Raw genomic sequence first — 21975 nt, 5'->3', positions numbered from 1 at the left:
GGCACGCCTATAAGGGCCCTGCCAAGCCCAATAGCCAGCATACCCAATACATTACGGGAGTGGACCCATGTCCCCCAAAACACTCTATGACAAGATCTGGGATGCGCATGTCGCGCATGAAGCAGAGGACGGCACCTGCCTGCTGTATATCGACCGCCACCTGGTCCACGAAGTGACCAGCCCGCAGGCCTTTGAGGGTCTGCGCATGGCAGGTCGCGGCGTGCATGCCCCGGACAAGACCATCGCGGTGCCGGACCACAACGTCCCCACCACGCTGGACCGTGCCAAGGGCATCGAGAACGAGGAAAGCCGCATCCAGGTCGAAGCCCTCGACAAGAATGCCAAGGAATTCGGCGTGCATTATTATCCGGTGGATGACGTCCGCCAGGGTATCGTGCATATCGTTGGCCCGGAACAGGGCTGGACCCTGCCCGGCATGACCGTGGTCTGCGGCGACAGCCACACCGCCACCCACGGCGCGTTTGGTGCGCTGGCGCATGGCATCGGCACCTCCGAGGTGGAGCACGTGCTGGCCACCCAGACGCTGATCCAGAAGAAGTCCAAGAACATGAAGGTGGAAATCACCGGCAAGCTGAAGCCGGGTGTGACCGCCAAGGACATCACCCTGGCGGTGATCGGCGAGACCGGCACCGCGGGCGGCACCGGCTATGTCATCGAATACTGCGGCGAGGCGATCCGCGATCTGTCGATGGAAGGCCGCATGACCGTCTGCAACATGGCGATCGAGGGCGGCGCGCGCGCTGGTCTGATTGCGCCGGACGAGACCACCTTTGACTATGTCAAAGGCCGCCCGCACGCCCCCAAGGGCGCCCAGTGGGAGGCGGCGCTGGCCTGGTGGAAGACCCTCTACACCGACGAAGGCGCGCATTTCGACAAGGTCATCACCCTGAAGGGCGAAGACATTCAACCGGTCGTGACCTGGGGCACCTCGCCCGAGGATGTGCTGCCGATCACCGGCGTGGTGCCGAACCCCGAGGACTTCACCGGCGGCAAGGTCGAGGCCGCGCGCCGGTCGATCGACTACATGGGCCTTACCCCCGGGCAGAAACTGACCGACATCGAGATCGACACCGTGTTTATCGGCTCCTGCACCAATGGCCGCATCGAGGACCTGCGCGCCGTGGCTGATGTGGTGAAGGGCAAAAAGATCAAGGACGGCATGCGCGCGATGATCGTGCCCGGCTCCGGCCTGGTGCGCGCCCAGGCGGAGGAAGAAGGCCTGGCCGAGATCTTTGAGGCCGCCGGTTTCGAGTGGCGCCTTGCGGGCTGCTCCATGTGCCTTGCGATGAACCCCGACCAGCTGGCACCCGGCGAACGCTGCGCCGCGACCTCGAACCGCAACTTCGAGGGCCGACAAGGCTACAAGGGCCGCACCCACCTGGTGAGCCCGGCCATGGCCGCGGCAGCAGCACTGACCGGCAAGCTGACGGATGTGCGTGAGCTGATCTGAGCAGGAAAGGCCAGACCCATGGCGTCCAGCACGTCTCTTCCTGCGGTTGCCAGCCTGTGGATCGGTGATCGCCTCAACTGGCTGCACGAACTGTCCCTGGCCAGTTTCGTGCAGCGCGGTCATGAGGTGGTGCTGTTTCACACGGCCCCGGCCCCGCCGCCGGTTCCGGCAGGTGTTCGCACCTGCCCGGCAGCAGAGATCTGGGATCCGGCGGCGGCCGGCCATGGCGACGCGCCCGCCTCGATGCTCTCGGATCTGTTCCGGCTGTATCTCTTGAAGCAGACGGAAATGATCTGGATCGACACAGATATGCTCTGCTACCGGCCGTTGCCGGACGTGGACTATCACGTGGGCTATGAACCCACCCGGTCGATCAACGGCGCGGTGCTGCGGCTGCCCAAGGGCTCGGCAGCGCTGAACCACCTGCTGGACTGGTTCAGCGATCCCGAGTTCGTGCCGCCCTGGCTGCCGCACAAGCACCGCAAGGACGTGAAAGCGGCCCTACCGGGCACACGCCTGCTGAAAGCCTTTGAACTGCAACGCCCGTCGCTGGGCCCGCGGGCCTTGGACCACACGCTAAAACAAACCGGCGAGGTCGAGCACGTCTCTGAGCCAGACGTGTTCTATCCGGTCCGCGGCGTGCTGACGGACGTCTTCTTCAGCGGCCATTGCCAGGACGACGGTTGGCTGACGGACAACACCCTGGCCATCCACCTCTATGCCTCCATGGTGCGCCGCTATCACAAGGCGCACCGGCCCGAAAAAAACAGCTTCATTCAACGCTTTGCGCAGGAAATTGACTTTGACCTCAGCGGGCTGAAGCACCAGAAACAAGGAAACGAGTAATGGAAAAGTTCCAGAAACTGCATGGCATCGCCGCGCCGATGCCGCTGGTGAACATCGACACCGACATGATCATCCCCAAGGTGTTCCTGAAATCCATCCAGCGCACCGGCTTCGGCAAGAACCTGTTCGACGAGATGCGGTATAACCGCGATGGCACCGAGATCGAAGATTTCGTGCTGAACAAGCCGCAGTACCGCAACGCGGAGATCCTGATCGCGGGCGACAACTTCGGCTGCGGCTCCTCGCGCGAGCACGCCCCTTGGGCGATTGCCGATTTCGGCATCAAGTGCATCGTGTCGACCTCCTTTGCCGACATCTTCTTCAACAACAGCTTCAAGAACGGCATCCTGCCGATCGTGCTGCCGCAAGAGCAAGTCGACATCCTGATGGTGGATGCGGAAAAAGGCGCCAATGCGCGCATGACTGTTGATCTGGAAGCGCAGGAAATCACCACATCGGATGGCGAAGTGATTCCGTTCGACGTTGATCCTTTCAAGAAGCACTGCCTGCTGAACGGCCTGGACGACATCGGCCTGACCCTGGAAAAGGCCGACTCGATCAAGAGCTTTGAGGCGCAAGCCGCGCAAGCGCGCCCCTGGGTCTAAGCGAATTTGGCCGCCCCGCCCGGGGCGGCCATTCACGCGCGCGGCGATTCTGCCGCAGTTTCGCAACAATCCGGACATCCCAGGATCTCCGCCATTCGAATTGTGTGCTGCCCCGCGGCGGCCACATCATGTGGTAGCTACACGGCGCGCGCCCTAGGCTGTGCTGCCGGGGCTGATGTAATCCCGCACCACTGTGGGGATCAAAGCACCCTCGCTGCGCCTCCCGCCCCTTGAGCGGAACGCCGCCAGTCGGCAGATTGGGGCGAAAATGAGGCAGAGCGCTCCGGGGTTGCCCCTGGAGAGCTTCAAAGCTGGAAGCAGAGGCACCAACGCCCACTCCGGCTTGAAGGGATGACGGACGTGATTGCACGCATCACAGGCGCGGTTTTCCGTGGCATAATGGTGGCACTGCTGTTTGCGATGCCGGCGCTGGTTCTGCCCGCGGGCGTTACCAGCTCACCAGAGGTTACCCTGTTCATCGCGCTGCTCGCCGCCGCGCTGGTGGTCACCGAATACGCGGCCCATTTCCCCAGTTTTGTCGAATTTCGCAACGCCCCGCCCATCAACCGGCTGCGCTTTGCCATGGCGGTGGCTGTCATCGGCGGGCTCAGCCTGCTCATGGCACATCCGTTGGCTCCCACCGGGCTGACGGCGTTGGTGCAGCAACTGGCAGGCTGGCTGGGCGGCCAGCTGGATTTTGCCTATTCCCCCGTGCAGCTGACGATGCTGATGCTGCCGCCAGAACTGCCGGTCGCCACAGTTGTTCAGGTGCGGGATGCGGCGGCGCTGGCCGCAACGCTGGCAACCGCAGCCACCGGACTGTTTGCCATCGTGATCCGGGTCGGCCACTGGCCGGTCGGCAATGGGCCGTTCAATGTCTGGATCAACCTGCCCCTGTTTGATCCCACCACCGGCGGCGACGTGGTGCAGCGCCTCCAGCGGGACGCGCGGATCAATATCATCGTCGGCGTTCTGCTGCCTTTCGGCCTGCCCGCCGCGGTGCAGCTGACGGCGGGATGGATCGGAACCGCCCTGCTGACATCTCCGCTGCTGCTGATCTGGCTGGTCGGCGGCTGGGCGCTGGTGCCCGCGTCGATGGTGATGCGCGGCATGGCGATTCTGCGTATTGCCGGGTTGATTGCACAAAAGCGCCGCGCCGCCCTGCATGAGGCGGACCAAGAGGCGCTGCAGACCGCATGAGGGTGCTGGCGACAGCTTTCCTGCTGTTGCTCGCCGCCGTACCATGCCTCGCGCAGCCGTTGCGCGTTGCCAGCTTCAATACGGAACTCTCGCGCAAGGGGCCAGGCTTGCTCCTGCGCGATATCGAGCGCGGCGACGATCCCCAGATCGCTGCGGTGATCGAGGTCATCGTCGCCGCAGAGGCCGACGTGCTGCTGTTGCAAGGCATCGACTGGGATTTCGAGAACCGTGCCATGCACTCGCTCCGCCAGAGGTTGGCAGAGGCCGGAGCGGCGTACCCCTATCTGCTGTCATTGCAACCCAACGCGGGCCTTCCGCCGCCGCAGCCGCTGGATCTGGATGGCGACGGCCGGACCGGCGGGCCGGGGGACAATCAGGGCTATGGCCGGTTCCGCGGTCAGGGCGGCATGGCATTGCTGTCCAAACTGCCAATCGAAGCGGACGCGGTGCGCGATTTCTCGCACCTTTTGTGGCGACAGCTGCCGCAGGCGCAGCTGCCCAGCCACCCGGACGGCCGCCCCTTCCCCAGCTCCGATGCACAGGCGGTTCAACGGCTGTCCGACACCGGGCACTGGCAGGTCCCCCTGAGGCTGCCCGACGGCACACGCCTGCATGTCCTGGCCTTTCATGCGACGCCGCCCGTATTTGACGGACCCGAAGACCGCAACGGCAAACGCAATCACGATGAAATCCGGCTGTGGCAACGGCTTCTGGACGCAGACCTCGGTCCCGCGCCGCAGCCGCCCTTTGTAATTATCGGCGATGCCAACCTGGACCCGCACCGCGGCGCAGGATCGAAATCCGCGATCCGTGACCTGCTGAGCGACCCGCGCCTGCAAGATCCGAAACCAAGCAGCCCACAGGCAGGCACCGCGACCGTCGACTGGCAAAGCGCGGGCCAGATGCGGGTCGACTACGTGCTGCCCTCGGCCGAACTGCACATCACCGGTGCGGGCGTGCACTGGCCCGATGGCGCCGACCACCCCGCCGCGCAGGCCAGCCGCCACCGGCTGGTCTGGGTGGACATCGTCCTGCCATAACGAAATGCGCTGGCCCAGGCGCACGAATAGTCGGCGAAACATGCTATTGCGGCGGCGCATTCTTGACCCTGCCCAACAGGGCCGCTAGGCCCGTGGCAGCTGATTTTAGGAGGATATCCATGCCCAACTCATCGATTCTCATTCTGCCTGGCGACGGGATCGGCCCCGAAGTCATGACCGAGGTGCGCAAGGTCATCTCCTGGTTCGGCGACAAGCGCGATCTGCAGTTCGACGTGAGCGAGGATCTGGTCGGCGGCGCCGCCTATGACACGCATGGTGTGCCGCTGGCGGACGAGACCATGGCCAAGGCGCAGGATGTGGATGCGGTGCTGCTGGGCGCTGTGGGCGGCCCGAAATACGACGCGCTGGATTTCTCTGTTAAACCGGAACGCGGCCTGCTGCGCCTGCGCAAGGAAATGGACCTCTATTCCAACCTGCGCCCGGCGCAGTGCTTTGATGCGCTGGCGGATTTCTCGTCGCTGAAGAAAGACATCGTCGCGGGGCTCGACATCGTCATCGTCCGCGAGCTGACTTCGGGCGTCTACTTTGGCGAGCCGCGCGGCATCTTCGAGGAAGGCAACGAACGCGTCGGCATCAACACCCAGCGCTACACCGAAAGCGAAATCGAACGCGCCGCACGGTCGGCGTTTGAACTGGCGATGCGCCGGAACAAGAAACTGTGTTCCATGGAAAAGGCCAACGTGATGGAATCCGGCATCCTGTGGCGCGAGGTTGTGACCCGCGTCGGTGCCGACTATCCGGAAGTCGAACTGTCGCACATGTACGCCGACAACGGCGCCATGCAGCTGGTCCGCGCCCCCAAGCAGTTCGACGTGATCCTGACCGACAACCTGTTCGGCGACATCCTGTCCGACTGCGCCGCGATGCTGACCGGATCCCTGGGCATGCTGCCCTCCGCCAGCCTGGGCGCACCGATGGCCAATGGTCGCCCCAAGGCCCTGTACGAACCCGTACACGGCTCTGCGCCCGATATCGCGGGCCAGGGCAAAGCCAACCCGATCGCCTGTATCCTGAGCTTTGCGATGGCGTTGCGGTACAGCTTTGATCAGGGCGACGAGGCGGCACGCCTGGAAGCCGCTGTCGAGAAGGTGCTGGCCGATGGCGTGCGCACCGCGGACCTTCTGGGCGAAGAAGGTGTGGAGCCTGTCTCCACCGCCGAAATGGGCGATGCAATCGTTGCGGCACTCGAGGCAAGCCTCTGATAGGCTGAGCTTTTCCAAGACGGCAAGAACGCCCCGCCCGGTCACCGGCGCGGGGCTTTTTCGATCCCACGGCCAGCGGCGCCACGTGGTGAGATCTTTTGCTGGATTTGGCATGTTTCTGACAAATCACCCTTGTCAAACCCCGCGGGCTGAGCTATTTCGCCCTCCACGGTCGGAGCGTAGCTCAGCCTGGTAGAGCACTGTCTTCGGGAGGCAGGGGCCGGAGGTTCGAATCCTCTCGCTCCGACCAATAAAACAAGGCGCCTTCGGGCGTCTTTTTTTGTCGCCACTGCGGTCTTGGCGGGCGGTTGCCCTCCCCTGCAGGACACATGCTTTCACCGCGTGCGCCCATCTTGAAGCCGCCGCCGGTCGGCCGCTAGCAGGTTTCCACGTCGGCCTCGGGCTCCGGCAGCAGAACGCGGACCGCCAGGCTGTACCCATCGGGGGCCTCATCCAAAATCTCCAGCTTGCCCCCCATCAGCGCCGCCAGTTCGCGGCAGATTGACAGCCCCAGCCCGGACCCTCCGCGATGCTGCTTGCGGGCCATTTCCAGCTGGGTGAACCGCTCGAAGACCTGCTCCCGGTCGCTATTGGCAATGCCCGGCCCGGTGTCCAACACTGTGATCCGGATCGGCAACGGTTGCGAGGACTGGTAATCGAGGTGAATGCAGACCTGCCCTCTGTCAGTGAACTTCACCGCATTGTCGGCTAGGTTGTTGACCACTTGCGTCACCTTTCCGCTGTCCAGAACCACCTGTGGCGGAACGCTTTTTTCCACCTCGACCGAGGTCTTGAGCGGCTTGCCGTACCGGCTGCTGTTGGCGGTCAGTGCCTCGCGCCATTGCAGGGCCAGATCCTGCACCATGACCGGGCGCGGGGTCCATTTGAGGGCATCCGAGTCCAACCGGGCGGCCTCCAGCACGTTGACCAGCTGCGCCAGCAGCTGCTCCGCCGCGCGATGGCCAACGTCCGCCCGTTCACGCGTCTTGTCAGAGGTCGTGGCATCGGTCTTGATCAGATGGAACAGGCCCAGAATCACATTCAGCGGCGTGCGGATTTCGTGGCTCATAGTGGCCAGAAAGACGGTTCGGGCCTCCACCGCAGAATTGGCCCGCACCACCTCGTCGGCGAGCAGTTTGTTCAGCTCGCCAAAGCGCGCCTCGCTGGCTTCGCTTGCGCGCAGCTGGGTCAGGTCATTATGCGCCCCCAACATCCGCACCGGTTTGCCGGTTTCGTCCCGTATGGCCAAGCCGCGGCAGCGTACGGTGACCATATGGCCACGGGCGTGGCGGTAGCGGACGATCTGGTCATAAGGGTGATCGGGATCGGCGAGGTGCTTGTTGAAATTGTCCAGTGCCAGCGCCAGATCGTCGGGGTGGATAAGATCCTGCCACTCCTCGGCCCGGTGCTGCCTGGTGGTGGGGTCGATGCCGAACAGGCGCCAGAACTCGGGGCTCATCCACTCATGTTCAGGATTTTCCAGGTCCCAGTACCACAGCCCGTCCAACGACGCGACCTGCAAGAACTCAAAGATCGTATCTTCGCGTTTGACCAGGTCGTACAGCTCTTGCTTGAGATAGTGCATTCGGATCCACCCTTGCTGGACACCCGCTACGCCGGATGCGGGGCGCGCCAGGCTCAGCAACGCCGGGGTGCTGTTCGCCGCGCCCCTCCTAGCAATGCCAGATTTATACGAAACGGACCAGATCAATCCAAGGTAGAATTTTACGTTCGGCGGGCCAGCGCCAACCGGGCGGCGGCGCTCGCATGGCTGACCCGCCCCACATCATGCGGCATTCACCGCAGCCTGCCGCAATTGCTGCCACAACATATCCAGGGTTGGCTTGGTGCTGCGCGGATCACGATAGAGCCGGATCTCAAGATCCGTGGAGAGGCGGTCATCGACGACAGCAAAACGGCCCGTGCCGATCTCGCGGCGGCAGAGGCTCAGTGGCAGCCAGCCCATGCCAAAGCCCTCCTCGATCATCGCCTTGACGCTGTTGGCGAGCGCATTCTGATTGACCACAAAGACTTTCTGCCGGGGCAAAAGCTGTCCCAGCGCGAAATCCTGCACCGAGCGTAGCGCCGACACGGCGCCATAGGACAACAGTGGCACCGCCTCCTTGCCTGCAGCCGAGAAGCGAAATTCCGGGGTGCCATCCGGCAGGGTGCGCGAGACCGGGACGTATCGGTCGGTTGACAGGGTCAGATACTCGAAATTGGCGACCTCCAGCGGGCCGAGAAAGTCCATCGACGGGTGCCAATAGGTCAGGATCACATCGCAATAGCCCTGCTGTAGCGCGCTGACGAATTGATCCGCCGCCCAGGAGGTGGAGTTTAAATCCGTCTCCAGCCCGTCCTCGCTGATCAGGGGGGCGATGAGGGTCTTGTAATGGGTCATGTACAGTGACTGCGAGGCGGCAAAGCGGATCACGTGTTCGCCCGCGGCATCAATGGTCTGGCAGCGCTCGATGGTCTCTTCATAGGTGCGCAGCATGATGCGCGACTGCGACAGGAACACCTCGCCTGCCGGGGTCAGCGTCAACGGCAAGGTCTCGCGGTTGATCAGACGCACGCCAATCTCATTCTCCAGCGCCCGGATCCGACGGGAGAAGGCAGGTTGACTGACATTGCGTTCCTCGGCCGCGCGCGAGAAATTCTTGCACGCGACCAGAGCTTCAAAATCTTTGAGCCAGATGATGTCCAACTGGGCGTCCCGTCCTAGCCGGTTGCCATCTCGTCCAGCCTGTTTTCCTCGACGGCGTGGCACGCGACCATGCTGCCGTCGGGCTGGTGAATGACGCTCGGCTTTTCACTTTTACAACGTGCATCCGCGAAGGCACAGCGGCTTTGGAACGGGCAGCCCTTCGGCAGGTTGATCGGCGTCGGGATCTCCCCCTTGAGACGGATGTGGTTCGGCCGGTCGTCCTTCAGCTGCGGCACCGCGGACAGCAAGGCCCGAGTATAAGGGTGTTTGGGGTTGGAGAACAACGTCGCCGTATCCGCAACCTCACAAACCGACCCGAGGTAAAGCACCGCAACCCGCGTGCCAAAATGCTCCACCACGCTCAGGTCGTGGGTGATGAACAGATAGGTCAGACCGCGGCTTTCCTTGGCCTCCAGCATCAGGTTCAGCACCTGCGCCTGGATGGACACGTCCAGCGCGCTGATCGGCTCATCCGCGATGATGAATTCCGGGTCCACCGTCAGGGCGCGGGCAATCGCAATGCGCTGACGCTGGCCGCCGGAGAACTCATGCGGGTAGCGTTTGGCCCAACTGGGATCCACGCCCACCGACAGCATCACCTCGGTCACCTTGTCGCGCACCTCGGCGGCGGAGGCACCGGGGTTGTGGTGGCGCACGGGTTCCTCCAGCGCCTGCCGGATTGTCATGCGCGGATTGAGCGAGGCATAGGGATTCTGGAAGATCATCTGGATCTTCTTGCGCAGAGGCTGGATGCCGCCCCGTGACAGGGTGTCGGTGCGCTGGCCGTCGTAATGGATTTCGCCCGCCGAGGGTTTCAGCAGACCAGCAACCAGCCGTGCCACGGTGGATTTACCGCAGCCCGATTCGCCCACCACGCACAGCGCTTCGCCCTTGCGGGCCTGTAGCGAGATATTGTTGACCGCGTGCACCGAGCGGGTTTCGCGGACGAATTTTCCCTGCCGGAACTTCAGTGTCTCAAGCAGCCCGTGGTCGAGGTCGAACCGTTTTTCCAGGTTGCGGATGTCCAGCAGCGGTGTGTCTGTCTTGGTGTCCGTCATGCGCGAACCTCCTGGCGGTCATCGTCTGATTGCAGGCGCTGCACTTCATGGCAGGCCACCTTGAGGTCACCGTATTGCACCACCTCCGGGATCTGGCTGCGGCACAGGTCGGTGGCGTATTTGCAGCGCGGGTTGAAGGCGCAGCCGGTGGGGATGCTGGCGAGGCCCGGCATGTTGCCGGGGATCTGCTTCAACCGCTGGCCTGGCACCGTCTGCTGCGGCAGCGCATTGATCAGCCCCTGGGTATAGGGGTGCTGCGGATCATTGATGATCTCGCGGGTCTTGCCCTGTTCGATGATACGGCCCGCATACATCACCAGCGTGCGTTCAGTCATCTGACTGACCACGCCCAGGTCGTGGGTGATCAGGATCAGCCCCACCTGGTTGGACTGGCACAGCTCCAGTAGCAGTTCCATGATGTCGGCCTGAATGGTCACATCCAGCGCCGTCGTCGGTTCATCCGCGATGATCAGCTGCGGATCCAACAGCAGTGCGATGGCGATGATGATCCGCTGGCGCATGCCGCCGGACAGCTCGTGCGGGTATTGGTCCAGGCGCTCCTCTGGCGAGGGGATATAAACCTCGCGCAGCTTGACGATGGCGATCTGTCGCGCTTCTTCACGGCTGAGCTTGCGGTGCGCCATCAGGGTCTCAACCATCTGCTGGCCGATGGTCAGCACCGGGTTCAGCGTCACCATCGGATCCTGGAAGATCATCGCCATGCGGTTGCCGCGCATGTCGCGCAGGCGTTTGTCGGACATCTTGACGACATCCTCGCCCTCGAACTCGATCTTGCCGCTGTCGATAAATCCGGGGCGGCTTAGCAGGTTCATCAGCGAAAAGCCGGTGATCGACTTGCCGGCGCCGCTTTCGCCGACAATCCCCAGACGCTCGCCCTTGGCCAGGTCAAAGGAAATGCCGTTCAGCGCGGTCACCGTCTGGTCGCGCATGGCGAATTTCACGGTCAGGTCACGTACGGAAAGAAGGCTCATCACGTCACCCCTTATACAGTTTTGGGTTCAGGACATCGCGCATCCAGTCGCCCAGCAGGTTGATGACCAGCACCAGCACCACCAGCACCACACCGGGAATGGCGGTGATCCACCAGCTGCCCGAGAAGATGTAATCGAAGCCGGAGGAAATCAGCGAGCCCAGCGACGGCTGGCTGGGCGGCATGCCGAGGCCCAGGAAGGACAGCGAGGCTTCGGAGATGATCGCATTGGCGACCTGCACGGTGGAAATCACGAAAATCGGCGACAGCGAGTTCGGCAGGATATGCCGCACCATGATGCGCATCGGTCCAAAGCCCAGAACGCGGGCGCTGTCGACGTATTCCTTCTTCTTCTCGGCCAGCACGGTGGCGCGCACGGTGCGGGCGTATTGCGGCCATTCCGCCACCCCGATCACTGCAATCAGAAACACCACCGCATAGCGGTTGAAGGTGTCGGAACCAAACATTGCTTGCGTGACCGCAAGGAAGATGATCGCCACCATCAGCGTCGAGAAGGACAGCTGGATGTCGGCCAGCCGCATCAGCAGGCTGTCGAGGCGACCGCCGACGTAACCGGCGAGCAGCCCGATGGAAATACCGAGAAAGGCCTGCAAGCCAACAGCGCAGATGCCGATCAGCAGCGACAGGCGCGTGCCATACAAAATGGTGGACCACAAATCGCGGCCCTGATCATCGGTGCCCAGCATAAATTCGGGCAGCGCGCCATCAACCCAGATTGGCGGATACTCCGAGTTCATGATGTCGATGGAGCCGGGATCATACGGATCATAAGGGGCAATCACCGGCGCCAGAAACGCGGCAGTGGCGATCGTCAAGAAGACGATCATGCTGACCACCGCCACCGGATTGCGGCGGAAGCTGTAGCCCATGTTGGAATTCCACATCCGCGACCAGCGCGACGGGCGGGGGTTGGGTATCACTGTCTCGCTCATGCGCCCATCCTCGCGATGTTCACGGTCGGGTTGACCAGGCCGTAGATCAGGTCGACCACGGTGTTGGTGACCACAAAGATGAAACCCACGACGATCAGATAGGCCACGATCAGCGGGGTATCGACGCGGTTCACCGCCTCAAGGAACATGAAGCCCATGCCCGGCCACTGGAACACGGTCTCGGTCAGGATGGTGTAGGCCACCATGGTGCCGATCTGCACACCGCCCACGGTGATCACCGGCAGCAGCGTGTTCTTCAGCGCGTGCACAAAGTAGATCCGCCACGGCCGGATGCCCTTGGCCTTGGCGTATTTCACGTATTCCGACTGCAGCACTTCCATCATCTCGGCCCGGATCAGCCGCACGAACAGCGGCAGCATGATCGACGCCAGCGCGAAGGAGGGCAGGATGATGTGGGTCCAGCCGTCGGCAGTGGCAAAATTGGTCTCCCAATAGCCCCAGACATGCACGGTGTCGCCGCGCCCGTAGGAGGGCAGCCAGCCGTATTCCACCGAGAACACAAAGATCATCAGAATCGCGGTCAGGAACACCGGGATCGAGATGCCGACGATCGACAGTCCCATGATGATGCGGCTGATGATGCTGTCCGGTTTGATCGCGGTATAGACGCCCAGCGGCACCGAGAAGCCGATGATGATCAGCGTTGCGCCGAACACCAGCTCCAGCGTGGCAGGCAGTTTCTTCAGGATCACGTCCAGGGCCGGTTCCTTGAAGAAATACGAGGTGCCGAGATCGCCCTGCAGGGCATTGCCGGCAAACCGCAGGTATTGGGTCACGAAGCTGTCATTCAGCCCCAACTCATCGCGCAGCTGCTGGCGCACTTCCTCAGAGACGGACTGGCCGACCAGCTCACGCAGCGGGTCGCCCAGGTTGCCCTGGATGGCAAAGGCGATCAGCGAGATGACGAACATCACCGCAACCGCCTGAATCACTCGCTTGGCGAGATAGGCAAACATCTTCCTGACCTTTGTAGAAATTGTTCAGCATGCAGGCGGCAGTCCCAAGGGGCCATCTACCCGCACGCGCAGCCCGGTGGCTGCAGTTCTTCTGGCTGGGTGGCCGGGGCGGCAAGTACGCCGCCCCGGTGTGTGTTGTATGTGTCCGGTTTAGCTGCCGGATTCGACGACGAGGTCACCGAAATAGGGGAAGTTCAGCGCGTTCACGATCTCTGCCGCGTTCATGCCGGATTTGGCGCCCCAGGCCAGGTTCTGCCAGTGCAGCGGGATAAAGGCGGCCTCTTCATACAGGATGCCTTCCAGCTTCTGCAGCAGCTCGGCGCGCTTGTCCGGATCGGTTTCCGCGTTCGCCTGGTTCATCAGCTTGTCAGCTTCCTCGTTGCAGTAGTTGCCCGAGTTGTACTGGCCGTTGCCGGTTTCCTTGTCGGGGCAGGCGGTCAGGAACTGGTGGAAGTTGGCCGAATCCTCGGTGTCCGCGTGCCAGCCGATCATCATCATGTCCGCCGCGCGCTCGTCGAAGGTCGGCCAGTACTGCGCCTTGGGCATGGTCTGCAGGTCAACCTTGATGTTGATCTGCGCCAGCATCGAGGCCACCGCCTGGGCGATCTTGTCGTCGTTCACATAGCGGTTGTTCGGCGCCATCATGGTGATGGAGAAACCGTCGGCATAGCCTGCCTCAGCCATCAGGGCCTTGGCTTTTTCCAGGTCGTAACGCGGCGCATAGGCTTCACTGTAGCCCAGGTAGCCCTCGGGGCTGGCCTGGCCGCCCACGGTGCCGAAGCCGCGCATGATGCGGTCGACGATGCCTGCGTTGTTCACGGCGTAGTCGATCGCCTTGCGGACCCGCGCGTCCTTGAAGGCCTCAACCCGGTCCTGGTTCATCTGGAAAGTGATGATGCGGGTGCCGGGCATGGTGATCAGCTCGACGCCATCGGCGCTTTCAACCCGCTTCAGGTCGGTCGGCGGAACCGGCGCGATGAAGTCCACGTCGCCGGACAGCAGGGCTGCCACGCGGGTCGGGTCTTCCTTGATCGGGGTCAGCACGATCTTGTCGACGTTGCCCGCATCGGCGTCCCAGTAGCCGTCGAAACGCTCGAACACGACGCGCACGCCCTGCTCACGCTCGGTGACCACAAAGGGACCGGTGCCGGAGACATTGCGCGAGGCATAGCTGTCGCCATGTTTGACCAGCTCACCCTTGTCTTTGCCGTCATCGGTGGAGCCGGAATAAAAGGCGCTGTCCATCGGGAAGATGTAGGTCGCGGTGTGCAGGACCAGCGGATAGGGCTCCGAGGTCTTGAGGTCGAACGTCAGATCATCGACCACTTCGACGTCAGTGAAAGGGGCGAAAATGCCCTTGAAGTCGTCGCTCTGCTTCAGACGATCGAAGGTCCAGTCGACATCTTTTGCGGTCAGCGCGTTGCCGCTGTGAAAGGTCACCCCATCGCGCAGCTTGAAGCGCATGGTGGTTTCGTCGATCTGCTCCCAGCTCTCGGCCAGACGGGCCTCGAACTGCAGATCCTGCGTCCAGCGCACCAGCGGATCAAAGACCATGTGCGACATCTGCAACGTGCCGCCCGACAGCTGCTCATGCGGGTCCAGCGAGACCGGGTCTGCGTCATAGGCAACACGTACCGTGGTCTCGGCATAGGCCATAGGTACCATCGCCGCCACAGCGGCCGCGGCCGCCAGGCTTCTGACAAATTTCGTCATTAGGCATACTCCCTGTGATTATGGCGGCACGCTACTGCGTGGCACAAATTATGTGAAATGCCGATATCGCATAGGGTATGCAGAGCGCACATTGGTGCTATGCAGCACGTAAATAACAGCTTGTTTTCAAGGTTCTGCCAAGACGCCCGCGCCAAACCCCACAACACCAACGCGGCAAACCAGAGCCGCGGCGCGAAGTCGGGCGCCCACCTTGCCGGTCACTTGGGTGAGATCGCCGCTCACATTGGCATCGGGGCAGCAAGCTCCCCGCCCTGCGGCCGCAGATCGGCACAGGCACGGCGCGCCGCCAGCGTGATGTTATTCAGAAGGGGAGGTAGTGGCGGACCGAGGAGGATTCGAACCCCCGACCCCTTGATTCGTAGTCAAGTACTCTATCCAGCTGAGCTATCGGTCCACTGCGGCGGGGTTTACGCGCAGTGTGGCAGAGTCGCAAGCCCAAAAGACACCCCAATCCGCATTTCTTGTTCTGCGCCTAACACGAGCGAAACATAGCCCGCCAAGATATTGGGCCAGCGCTCTATTCTTTGGGCATCTTAGGCCGTTCGCAGCCCACAGGCGCTGCTGATTATCGGCCTCCGCCCGCCGTGTCGAACCTGTTGGTGTGGCGATACCCGGTCGCTCTCGGCGGGCGGAGGCGATGCCCCGTGAATTCCGCGATATGCTTAACAAGTTCTTTCTCTCTCTTGCTCCGCCTTCGGATCTGCGTAAGACTTTGTGTCGCAATTCTGGAAATACTGCTCGTTTCGCCATGCCTTGCCGGGCCAGCCGCGAGACCGGCAGACTGAATGAAATGGACAAACCATATGCAGACCCCCCTGATTTTTGATGGGCACAACGACCTGCTGCTGCGCATTCACAACGGGGACGTATCGCCCGGGCCGGACGGGTTTCTCGGCGATGGGGGCAATCAGATTGATCTGCACAAGGCACGTGCGGGTGGCTTCGGTGGTGGTTTCTTTGCCATCTACGTGCCCAGCCCGGACAAGGCGCTGGATGATCGCGAAATGATGTCCGACAACTACGATCTGCCACTCCCAGAGATGGTGGCCCTGACCGAGGCAAGCCAGGCGGCGCTGTCACAGGCAGCGATTTTGCGGCGCCTGGACCGCAGCGGCGCGCTCAGCATCTGCCGGAGCACCGACGACATTCGGACCGCCATGGCCGCGGGTAAGCTTGCCGCTCTGATGCACATGGAAGGCGCCGAAGCAATCGACCGCGAATTCAACATGCTGGAGGTGCTGCATGCGGCCGGTCTGCGCTCGCTCGGCCCGGTCTGGAGCCGTCCGACCATCTTTGGCCACGGGGTGCCGTTTCGCTACCCGTCGACCGGTGATACCGGTCCGGGACTGACAGAGGACGGCATCCGGCTGATCAAGGCCTGCAACGACATGAAGATCATGATTGATCTGTCCCATCTGAACGAGGCGGGGTTCTGGGATGTGGCCGAACACAGCGATGCACCGCTGGTGGCAACCCATTCCAACGCCCATGCGCTCAGCCCGCACAGCCGCAATTTGACTGACCGCCAGCTACATGCGATCCGCGACAGCGATGGCATGGTGGGGCTGAACTTTGCCGTGGCCTTTTTGCGGCAGGACGGCCGCATGGAGGCCGACACGCCGATCGAGCAGATGATCCGACATCTGGATTACCTGATCGACACTTTGGGAGAGGACCGGGTCGGCATGGGATCGGATTTCGACGGCGCGACCGTGCCTGCCGAAATCAGCACCATTGCGGGCCTGCCGAAACTGCGCCGCGCCATGCAGGCGCATGGCTATGATGACGGGCTGATGACCAAGCTTTGTCACCAGAACTGGCTGCGGGTGCTGGACAAGACCTGGACCTGAACCGCCCCTGGCCGGACCAACTGCCGACATACGGCAGACCAACAACCAAGAAAACCAACAAAACCAAAACTGGGAGTATTGAAATGAACGCATTCAACCGCTTGCTCGGATCCGCCGCCCTGGGGCTTGCCCTGGGGGTGACCGCGATGCCCGCACTGGCCGCAACGCCTGACAACATGCTGGTGATCGCCAACCGGATCGATGACATCACCACCCTGGATCCGGCTCAAAGCTTTGAATTTGCGGGCGCCGACGTGATCCGCAACATCTATGGCAAACTGGTCAACTTTGACCCCTCCGATCTGGACGCGGGCTTTCAGCCGGACCTGGCCGAAAGCTGGACCGTATCGGAGGATGGCCGCACCATCACCTTCACCATGCGCGAAGGCGTCAAGTTCCATTCCGGCAACCCGGTGCGCGCGGAAGACGTGGCCTTTTCGCTGAAACGCGCGGTCCTGCTGAACAAAACGCCGTCTTTCATCATCACCCAGTTCGGCTTCACCCCGGAAAACGTGGATGAAACCATCGTGGTAGATGGCAACACCGTATCAATTACCACCGACAAGCGGTACGCGACCTCCTTTGTACTGAACTGCCTGACCGCCACCATCGGCGCCATCGTCGATGAAAAACTGGTGATGGAACATGAGGTCGACGGCGACATGGGCAACAGCTGGCTGGCTACCAACTCGGCCGGGTCCGGCCCCTACAGCCTGGCCAGCTGGAAGCCCAAGGAAAGCGTCACCCTGACCGCCAACGAAGATTACTACGATGGCGCCCCGGAGATGAAGCGGGTGATCGTGCGCCACGTGCAGGAATCCGCCACCCAGCGGCTGATGCTGGAACGCGGTGACATCGACGTGGCCCGCGACCTGAACCCCTCTGACGTGGAAGGCGTGCGCGCCGCCGAGGGTGTCGAGATCCTCGAAGAGATGCGCGGCCGTCTGATGTATATCTCCGCCAACCAGAAGCACCCGGAACTGTCCAAGCCGCAGGTCCGTCAGGCGCTGAAGTACCTGATCGACTATGACGGCATGGAAAACAGCTTCCTCAAGGGCGCATATGTCAAGCACCAGAACTTCCTGCCCAAGACCTACCTCGGCGCCGTGGACGAAAACCCCTTCTCGCTGGACCTGGACAAGGCCAAGGCGCTGCTGGAAGAGGCAGGCGTCGACGGCATGGAGCTGACCATCGGCGTGCGCGAGGCCCAGGAGCGGCTGGAGATCGCCCAGTCACTGCAGAACACCTTCGGCCAGGCGGGTATCAAGGTGAACCTGGAAGTCGGCACCGGCAAACAGATCCTTGGGAAATACCGCGCCCGCGAGCTGGACATCTATCTGGGGGCCTGGGGGCCGGACTACCCGGATCCGCAGACCAATGCGGGCACCTTCGCATACAACCCCGACAACTCGGATGAAGCCAACGCCACCGGCCTCTTGGCCTGGCGCAACGGCTGGGACACCGGCGGGCTGACCGAAAAGACCGCCGCCGCGGTGGTCGAAGGCGACACCGAAAAACGCGCCAAGCTCTATCAGGACATCCAGGCAGAGTTCCGCGAAACCTCGCCCTTTGCCATCATGTTCCAGAAGGTGGAGCAAGCGGGCATTGCTGAGAATGTCGAAGGCCTGAACCTCGGCGGGGCGATCACCTCCGCCGCTTACTGGGACGTGACCAAGTAAGATGCAAACGCAACGCAATTTCGTGAAGAGGCAGCCCCGGCTGCCTCTTCCCCCTTGGGTCAGAGGGCTGATCGTCTCCCTCTTTTCCATTTCCATCACCATGCTGGGCCTCTTGTTTGTCACCTTCCTGATCGGACGGGTGATGCCGATCGACCCGGTTCTGGCCGTGGTGGGTGAACGCGCCAGCCAGGAACAATATGATGCGGTTTTTCTTGAGCTGGGCCTCGACAAGCCGTTGATCGTGCAATTCTTTTACTATGTCGCGGAGGTGCTACGCGGCGATTTCGGAAACTCGCTGCTGACCGCGCGTCCTGTGGCTGAGGACATCGCCCGCGTCTTTCCCGCAACGCTTGAACTGGCCACCATCGGCATCATTATCGGCTGTGTGCTGGGGGTGCCACTGGGGGTCATGGCCGCGGTGCGCCGCGGGTCCTGGATCGATCAGATTGCGCGCGTGGTGGCGCTGGTGGGCTATTCGATGCCGATCTTCTGGCTGGGTCTGATGGGACTGCTGGTGTTTTACGGCATCCTCGGCTGGGTCGGCGGACCGGGGCGACAGGGCATTTTTTATGAGGACATGATCCCGTCGGTCACCGGCATGATCCTGCTGGATTCAATCATCGCCGGCGATTGGGGCGCCTTCTGGGACGCGTTCTCTCACATCATCCTGCCGGCGTCGCTGCTGGGCTATTACAGCCTTGCCTATATCAGTCGGATGACCCGGTCGTTCATGCTGGAACAGCTGTCAGCGGAATATGTCACCACCGCCCGCGTCAAGGGCATGAGCGAATGGGCCGTGATCTGGACCCATGCGTTCAGGAACATTCGGGTGCAGCTGATCACCGTCATCGCGCTATCCTACGCCAACCTGCTGGAGGGGTCGGTGCTGACAGAAATCATCTTCTCCTGGCCGGGCATTGGCAGCTACATCACCACGGCGCTGTTGTCTGCGGACATGAACGCGGTGCTGGGCGGCACGGTGGTGGTGGGCCTGGTGTTCATCTGCCTGAACGTCTTTTCCGATCTTTTGTATAAAATCTTCGACCCGAGGTCCAAATGAGCAGTCAACCCACATCACTGCACGCCTGGCTCACGTCAGAGACCCCGACCTCGCGCCGCCAGGCCCGCTGGGCCGCCACCTACAAGGGCTGGCTGTCGCTGAAATCCAACCACATGGCCATGGCGGGTCTGGCGATCATCCTGGGCCTGGTGCTGATCGCCGCCTTCGCGCCGTGGATTGCGCCGCATGACCCGTTTGTCCAGGATCTCGGCAACCGCCTGCAACCCCTGGGCACCGAGGGTCATATCCTGGGCACCGATTCGCTGGGCCGTGACATTCTGAGCCGGTTGATACATGGCGCGCGGATCACCCTCTATATCGTCGCCCTGGTGGCGCTGATTGCCCCTGTCGCAGGGCTGATGGTTGGCACCATCTCGGGCTATGCCGGTGGTGTGACCGATCTGGTACTGATGCGGATCACCGACATCTTTCTGGCGTTCCCCCGGCTGGTGCTGGCGCTGGCCTTTGTCGCGGCTTTGGGCGCCGGTATCGAAAACGCGGTACTGGCGATCAGCCTGACCGCCTGGCCGCCCTATGCGCGCATGGCGCGGGCCGAGACGCTGACCATCCGCTCGTCGGATTACATCAGCGCCATCCGCCTGCAAGGTGCCGGGCCACTCCGCATCATCATCAAACACATCTGGCCGCTGTGCATCTCCTCGCTGATCGTGCGGGTGACCCTGGATATGGCCGGTATCATCCTGGCCGCGGCGGGGCTGGGCTTTCTCGGTCTTGGGGCACAACCGCCCAGCCCGGAATGGGGCGCGATGATCTCCGAGGGGCGTCGCTTCATCCTGGACCACTGGTGGGTTGCCACCATGCCCGGCCTGGCCATCTTTGCCGTGTCGCTGGCCTTCAACCTCTTGGGTGACGGGCTGCGCGACGTTTTGGACCCGAAGGACAGCACCTCATGAGCACGCTTCTGGACGTCAAAAACCTCTGGGTGAAGTTCCCCACCCGCAATGGCATCTTTGATGCGGTGCGCGGGGTCAGCTTCTCGCTTGGCAAGGAACGGCTGGGCATCGTCGGTGAAAGCGGTTCAGGCAAATCGATGACCGGCCGCGCCATCCTGCAATTGATCCGCAAGCCGGGGATGATCGAGGCAGACCACATCTCGCTTCACGGGAAAAACCTGCTGGATCTGTCCGAGCGGCAGATGCGGGCGGTGCGGGGCAAGCAGATCTCCATGGTGATGCAGGACCCCAAGTTCTCGCTGAACCCGGTGATGACCATCGGCGATCAGATCATCGAGGCCTACCGACTGCACAACCGCGCCAGCAAGGCCGAAGCCCGCGCCAAGGCGCTGGAGATGCTGGAGGCGGTTTCGATCCGTGATCCCGAACGGGTGATGAAGGCTTACCCGCACGAGATGTCGGGGGGCATGGGCCAGCGAATCATGATCGCCATGATGCTGATCCCGAACCCGGAAATCCTGATAGCGGATGAACCCACCTCGGCGCTGGATGTCTCCGTGCAGGGGCAGGTTCTGTCGATCATGGACAAGCTGGTCAAGGACCGCGGCATGGGGCTGATCTTCATCAGTCACGATTTGAACCTGGTGTCGCAGTTCTGCGATCGGGTGCTGATCATGTACGCCGGCCGCGTGGTGGAGGTCTGCGACGCCGACAAGCTGCATCAGGCCCAGCACCCCTACACCCAGGGGCTTCTCGGCTCCCTGCCCCAATTCGACGCACCGCGCAAACGGCTTGAGGTTCTGAACCGCGACCCGGCCTGGCGCGACGCCCCCAGCGTGGAGGCCAGCACATGACCATTGCCTTGGACGTCAAAGATCTCAGCGTTTACTTCGGCGATCACCACAACCTGTTTCAGGCGGTGAAATCTGCCACTTTCTCGGTTGAAAAAGGCGCCAGCTTTGGTCTGGTCGGCGAAAGCGGCTCCGGCAAGTCCACCATCCTGAAGGCGCTGACCGGCCTCGCCCCGCAGTGGGAAGGTCACATGAGCGTGGCGGGCAAGGAGCTGGAGCACAAACGCGACCGGGATTTCTACAAGACCGTGCAGATGGTGTTCCAGGACCCTTATGCCTCGCTGCATCCGCGCCAGTCAGTGGATCAGGTCCTGACCGAAACCCTGCAACTGCACGGGTTTGGCGACATCAACAGCCGGGTGGAGCGCCTGCTGAAGGACGTGGGACTGGGCCCGGCCTTCCGGTTTCGCTATCCGCACCAGCTGTCAGGGGGGCAGCGCCAGCGGGTCGCCATTGCCCGGGCGCTGGCCTCCGAGCCGCAAATCCTGCTGCTGGACGAGCCTACCTCGGCACTGGATGTCTCTGTGCAGGCGGAGATTCTCAATCTGCTCAGCGACCTGCGGGCCGAACACGGGCTGACCTATGTCATGGTGTCGCATGACCTCGCCGTGGTTGCGCATATGTGCGATCAGGCCGCGGTGATGCGCAACGGAGAGATCGTCGAGATCATCAGCATCGAGGACATGCGTGCAGGTCGCACCAAGCACGACTACACCAGTCAGCTGCTGCACGCCTCGGTCAATAGGGTGGGCTGAGCCCCCTTCAGCCCCTGCCCCACCGCAGGGGGCGGAGCACAGGAAACGGGGCCCCAAGCGG

The 21975-nt window shown here is 62.4% G+C and carries 18 protein-coding genes, 2 tRNA genes and 1 pseudogene; 13 read left to right on the top strand and 8 right to left on the bottom strand.

All coding sequences use genetic code 11. The features are described from left to right. Positions 1–67: 67 nt before the first annotated feature. From leuC to AC0IPL_RS15610, 7 genes are all read left to right on the top strand, one after another. Entirely contained in the window at positions 68–1471 is a 1404-nt protein-coding gene (gene leuC / locus AC0IPL_RS15640; protein WP_474275459.1) for a 3-isopropylmalate dehydratase large subunit, read from the top strand. A gap of 18 nt (positions 1472–1489) precedes the next feature. Then, positions 1490–2317: a glycosyltransferase family 32 protein gene (locus tag AC0IPL_RS15635; protein ID WP_474275458.1), complete on the top strand. Its 828-nt coding sequence runs from the start codon at positions 1490–1492 to the stop codon at positions 2315–2317. Further along, on the top strand, positions 2317–2922 hold the full coding sequence (gene leuD, locus AC0IPL_RS15630; protein WP_474275457.1) for a 3-isopropylmalate dehydratase small subunit: 606 nt from the start codon (positions 2317–2319) through the stop codon (positions 2920–2922). Before AC0IPL_RS15635 ends, leuD begins: the two co-directional genes overlap by 1 nt. 360 nt (positions 2923–3282) lie before the next feature. Beyond that, entirely contained in the window at positions 3283–4122 is an 840-nt protein-coding gene (locus AC0IPL_RS15625; protein ID WP_474275456.1) for a hypothetical protein, read from the top strand. After that, positions 4119–5162: an endonuclease/exonuclease/phosphatase family protein gene (locus AC0IPL_RS15620; protein WP_474275455.1), complete on the top strand. Its 1044-nt coding sequence runs from the start codon at positions 4119–4121 to the stop codon at positions 5160–5162. Before AC0IPL_RS15625 ends, AC0IPL_RS15620 begins: the two co-directional genes overlap by 4 nt. Positions 5163–5281: 119 nt before the next feature. Beyond that, positions 5282–6385, top strand: a complete 1104-nt coding sequence (gene leuB / locus AC0IPL_RS15615; protein ID WP_474275454.1) for a 3-isopropylmalate dehydrogenase — start codon at positions 5282–5284, stop codon at positions 6383–6385. Between the two features lie 173 nt (positions 6386–6558). Continuing rightward, a tRNA-Pro gene (locus AC0IPL_RS15610) sits at positions 6559–6635 on the top strand. A gap of 126 nt (positions 6636–6761) precedes the next feature. On the opposite strand, the gene AC0IPL_RS15605 is transcribed toward AC0IPL_RS15610, so the two are convergent. From AC0IPL_RS15605 to AC0IPL_RS15570, 8 genes are all read right to left on the bottom strand, one after another. Next, on the bottom strand, positions 6762–7970 hold the full coding sequence (locus AC0IPL_RS15605) for a PAS domain-containing sensor histidine kinase (RefSeq protein ID WP_474275453.1): 1209 nt from the start codon (positions 7968–7970) through the stop codon (positions 6762–6764). A 201-nt stretch (positions 7971–8171) separates the two neighbouring features. Further along, positions 8172–9092: a LysR family transcriptional regulator gene (locus tag AC0IPL_RS15600; protein ID WP_474275452.1), complete on the bottom strand. Its 921-nt coding sequence runs from the start codon at positions 9090–9092 to the stop codon at positions 8172–8174. 14 nt (positions 9093–9106) lie between these two features. Next, positions 9107–10150 carry an ABC transporter ATP-binding protein gene (locus AC0IPL_RS15595; RefSeq protein WP_474275451.1) on the bottom strand — a complete coding sequence of 348 codons (1044 nt, stop codon included), beginning with the start codon at positions 10148–10150 and terminating at the stop codon, positions 9107–9109. Next, positions 10147–11142, bottom strand: a complete 996-nt coding sequence (locus AC0IPL_RS15590) for an ABC transporter ATP-binding protein (protein ID WP_474275450.1) — start codon at positions 11140–11142, stop codon at positions 10147–10149. The genes AC0IPL_RS15595 and AC0IPL_RS15590 overlap by 4 nt, the downstream gene beginning before the upstream one ends. 4 nt (positions 11143–11146) lie before the next feature. Continuing rightward, a complete protein-coding gene (locus AC0IPL_RS15585) occupies positions 11147–12094 on the bottom strand; it encodes an ABC transporter permease (protein ID WP_474275449.1) in 948 nt (315 codons plus the stop codon). Continuing rightward, positions 12091–13071 (bottom strand): ABC transporter permease, encoded by a 981-nt coding sequence (locus AC0IPL_RS15580; RefSeq protein ID WP_474275448.1) that lies wholly within the window; start codon positions 13069–13071, stop codon positions 12091–12093. The genes AC0IPL_RS15585 and AC0IPL_RS15580 overlap by 4 nt, the downstream gene beginning before the upstream one ends. A 150-nt stretch (positions 13072–13221) precedes the next feature. Then, the gene (locus AC0IPL_RS15575; RefSeq protein WP_474275447.1) at positions 13222–14784 is read right to left on the bottom strand and encodes an ABC transporter substrate-binding protein; all 1563 of its coding nucleotides are present in this window, start codon (positions 14782–14784) and stop codon (positions 13222–13224) included. Positions 14785–15122: 338 nt separating this feature from the next. Then, positions 15123–15199 (bottom strand) — tRNA-Arg (locus AC0IPL_RS15570). A 409-nt stretch (positions 15200–15608) separates the two neighbouring features. Between AC0IPL_RS15570 and AC0IPL_RS15565 the strand changes: the two genes are divergently transcribed. The 6 genes and pseudogenes from AC0IPL_RS15565 (at position 15609) to AC0IPL_RS15540 (ending at position 21914) form a co-directional block, all read left to right on the top strand. After that, positions 15609–16655 carry a dipeptidase gene (locus AC0IPL_RS15565; protein ID WP_474275446.1) on the top strand — a complete coding sequence of 349 codons (1047 nt, stop codon included), beginning with the start codon at positions 15609–15611 and terminating at the stop codon, positions 16653–16655. Positions 16656–16738: 83 nt separating this feature from the next. Beyond that, complete coding sequence (locus AC0IPL_RS15560; RefSeq protein WP_474275445.1) at positions 16739–18334, top strand: ABC transporter substrate-binding protein; 1596 nt, start codon at positions 16739–16741, stop codon at positions 18332–18334. A gap of 1 nt (position 18335) precedes the next feature. Beyond that, on the top strand, positions 18336–19394 hold the full coding sequence (locus AC0IPL_RS15555) for an ABC transporter permease (RefSeq protein ID WP_474275444.1): 1059 nt from the start codon (positions 18336–18338) through the stop codon (positions 19392–19394). Beyond that, complete coding sequence (locus AC0IPL_RS15550; protein WP_474275443.1) at positions 19391–20308, top strand: ABC transporter permease; 918 nt, start codon at positions 19391–19393, stop codon at positions 20306–20308. The genes AC0IPL_RS15555 and AC0IPL_RS15550 overlap by 4 nt, the downstream gene beginning before the upstream one ends. 80 nt (positions 20309–20388) lie before the next feature. After that, positions 20389–21162 (top strand): annotated as a pseudogene (locus tag AC0IPL_RS15545) (ABC transporter ATP-binding protein); the annotation flags it as partial. Continuing rightward, positions 21159–21914 (top strand): ABC transporter ATP-binding protein, encoded by a 756-nt coding sequence (locus tag AC0IPL_RS15540; protein WP_474275441.1) that lies wholly within the window; start codon positions 21159–21161, stop codon positions 21912–21914. The pseudogene AC0IPL_RS15545 and the gene AC0IPL_RS15540, both read left to right, overlap by 4 nt. The last annotated feature ends 61 nt before the right edge of the window (positions 21915–21975 follow it).

The sequence above is a fragment of the Leisingera sp. SA32 genome (assembly GCF_056033425.1).
Note: the sequence above shows the minus strand (reverse complement) of the source record. Positions and strands in the feature narration are given on the sequence as shown.

Bases quoted from the DNA above. Each gene is read 5' to 3' on its own strand.
- leuC (WP_474275459.1), top strand. From the start codon at position 68: ATGTCCCCCAAAACACTCTATGACAAGATCTGGGATGCGCATGTCGCG.
- AC0IPL_RS15635 (WP_474275458.1), top strand. From the start codon at position 1,490: ATGGCGTCCAGCACGTCTCTTCCTGCGGTTGCCAGCCTGTGGATCGGT.
- leuD (WP_474275457.1), top strand. From the start codon at position 2,317: ATGGAAAAGTTCCAGAAACTGCATGGCATCGCCGCGCCGATGCCGCTG.
- AC0IPL_RS15620 (WP_474275455.1), top strand. From the start codon at position 4,119: ATGAGGGTGCTGGCGACAGCTTTCCTGCTGTTGCTCGCCGCCGTACCA.
- leuB (WP_474275454.1), top strand. From the start codon at position 5,282: ATGCCCAACTCATCGATTCTCATTCTGCCTGGCGACGGGATCGGCCCC.
- AC0IPL_RS15605 (WP_474275453.1), bottom strand. From the start codon at position 7,970: ATGCACTATCTCAAGCAAGAGCTGTACGACCTGGTCAAACGCGAAGAT.
- AC0IPL_RS15595 (WP_474275451.1), bottom strand. From the start codon at position 10,150: ATGACGGACACCAAGACAGACACACCGCTGCTGGACATCCGCAACCTG.
- AC0IPL_RS15590 (WP_474275450.1), bottom strand. From the start codon at position 11,142: ATGAGCCTTCTTTCCGTACGTGACCTGACCGTGAAATTCGCCATGCGC.
- AC0IPL_RS15585 (WP_474275449.1), bottom strand. From the start codon at position 12,094: ATGAGCGAGACAGTGATACCCAACCCCCGCCCGTCGCGCTGGTCGCGG.
- AC0IPL_RS15580 (WP_474275448.1), bottom strand. From the start codon at position 13,071: ATGTTTGCCTATCTCGCCAAGCGAGTGATTCAGGCGGTTGCGGTGATG.
- AC0IPL_RS15575 (WP_474275447.1), bottom strand. From the start codon at position 14,784: ATGACGAAATTTGTCAGAAGCCTGGCGGCCGCGGCCGCTGTGGCGGCG.
- AC0IPL_RS15565 (WP_474275446.1), top strand. From the start codon at position 15,609: ATGCAGACCCCCCTGATTTTTGATGGGCACAACGACCTGCTGCTGCGC.
- AC0IPL_RS15560 (WP_474275445.1), top strand. From the start codon at position 16,739: ATGAACGCATTCAACCGCTTGCTCGGATCCGCCGCCCTGGGGCTTGCC.
- AC0IPL_RS15555 (WP_474275444.1), top strand. From the start codon at position 18,336: ATGCAAACGCAACGCAATTTCGTGAAGAGGCAGCCCCGGCTGCCTCTT.
- AC0IPL_RS15550 (WP_474275443.1), top strand. From the start codon at position 19,391: ATGAGCAGTCAACCCACATCACTGCACGCCTGGCTCACGTCAGAGACC.
- AC0IPL_RS15540 (WP_474275441.1), top strand. From the start codon at position 21,159: ATGACCATTGCCTTGGACGTCAAAGATCTCAGCGTTTACTTCGGCGAT.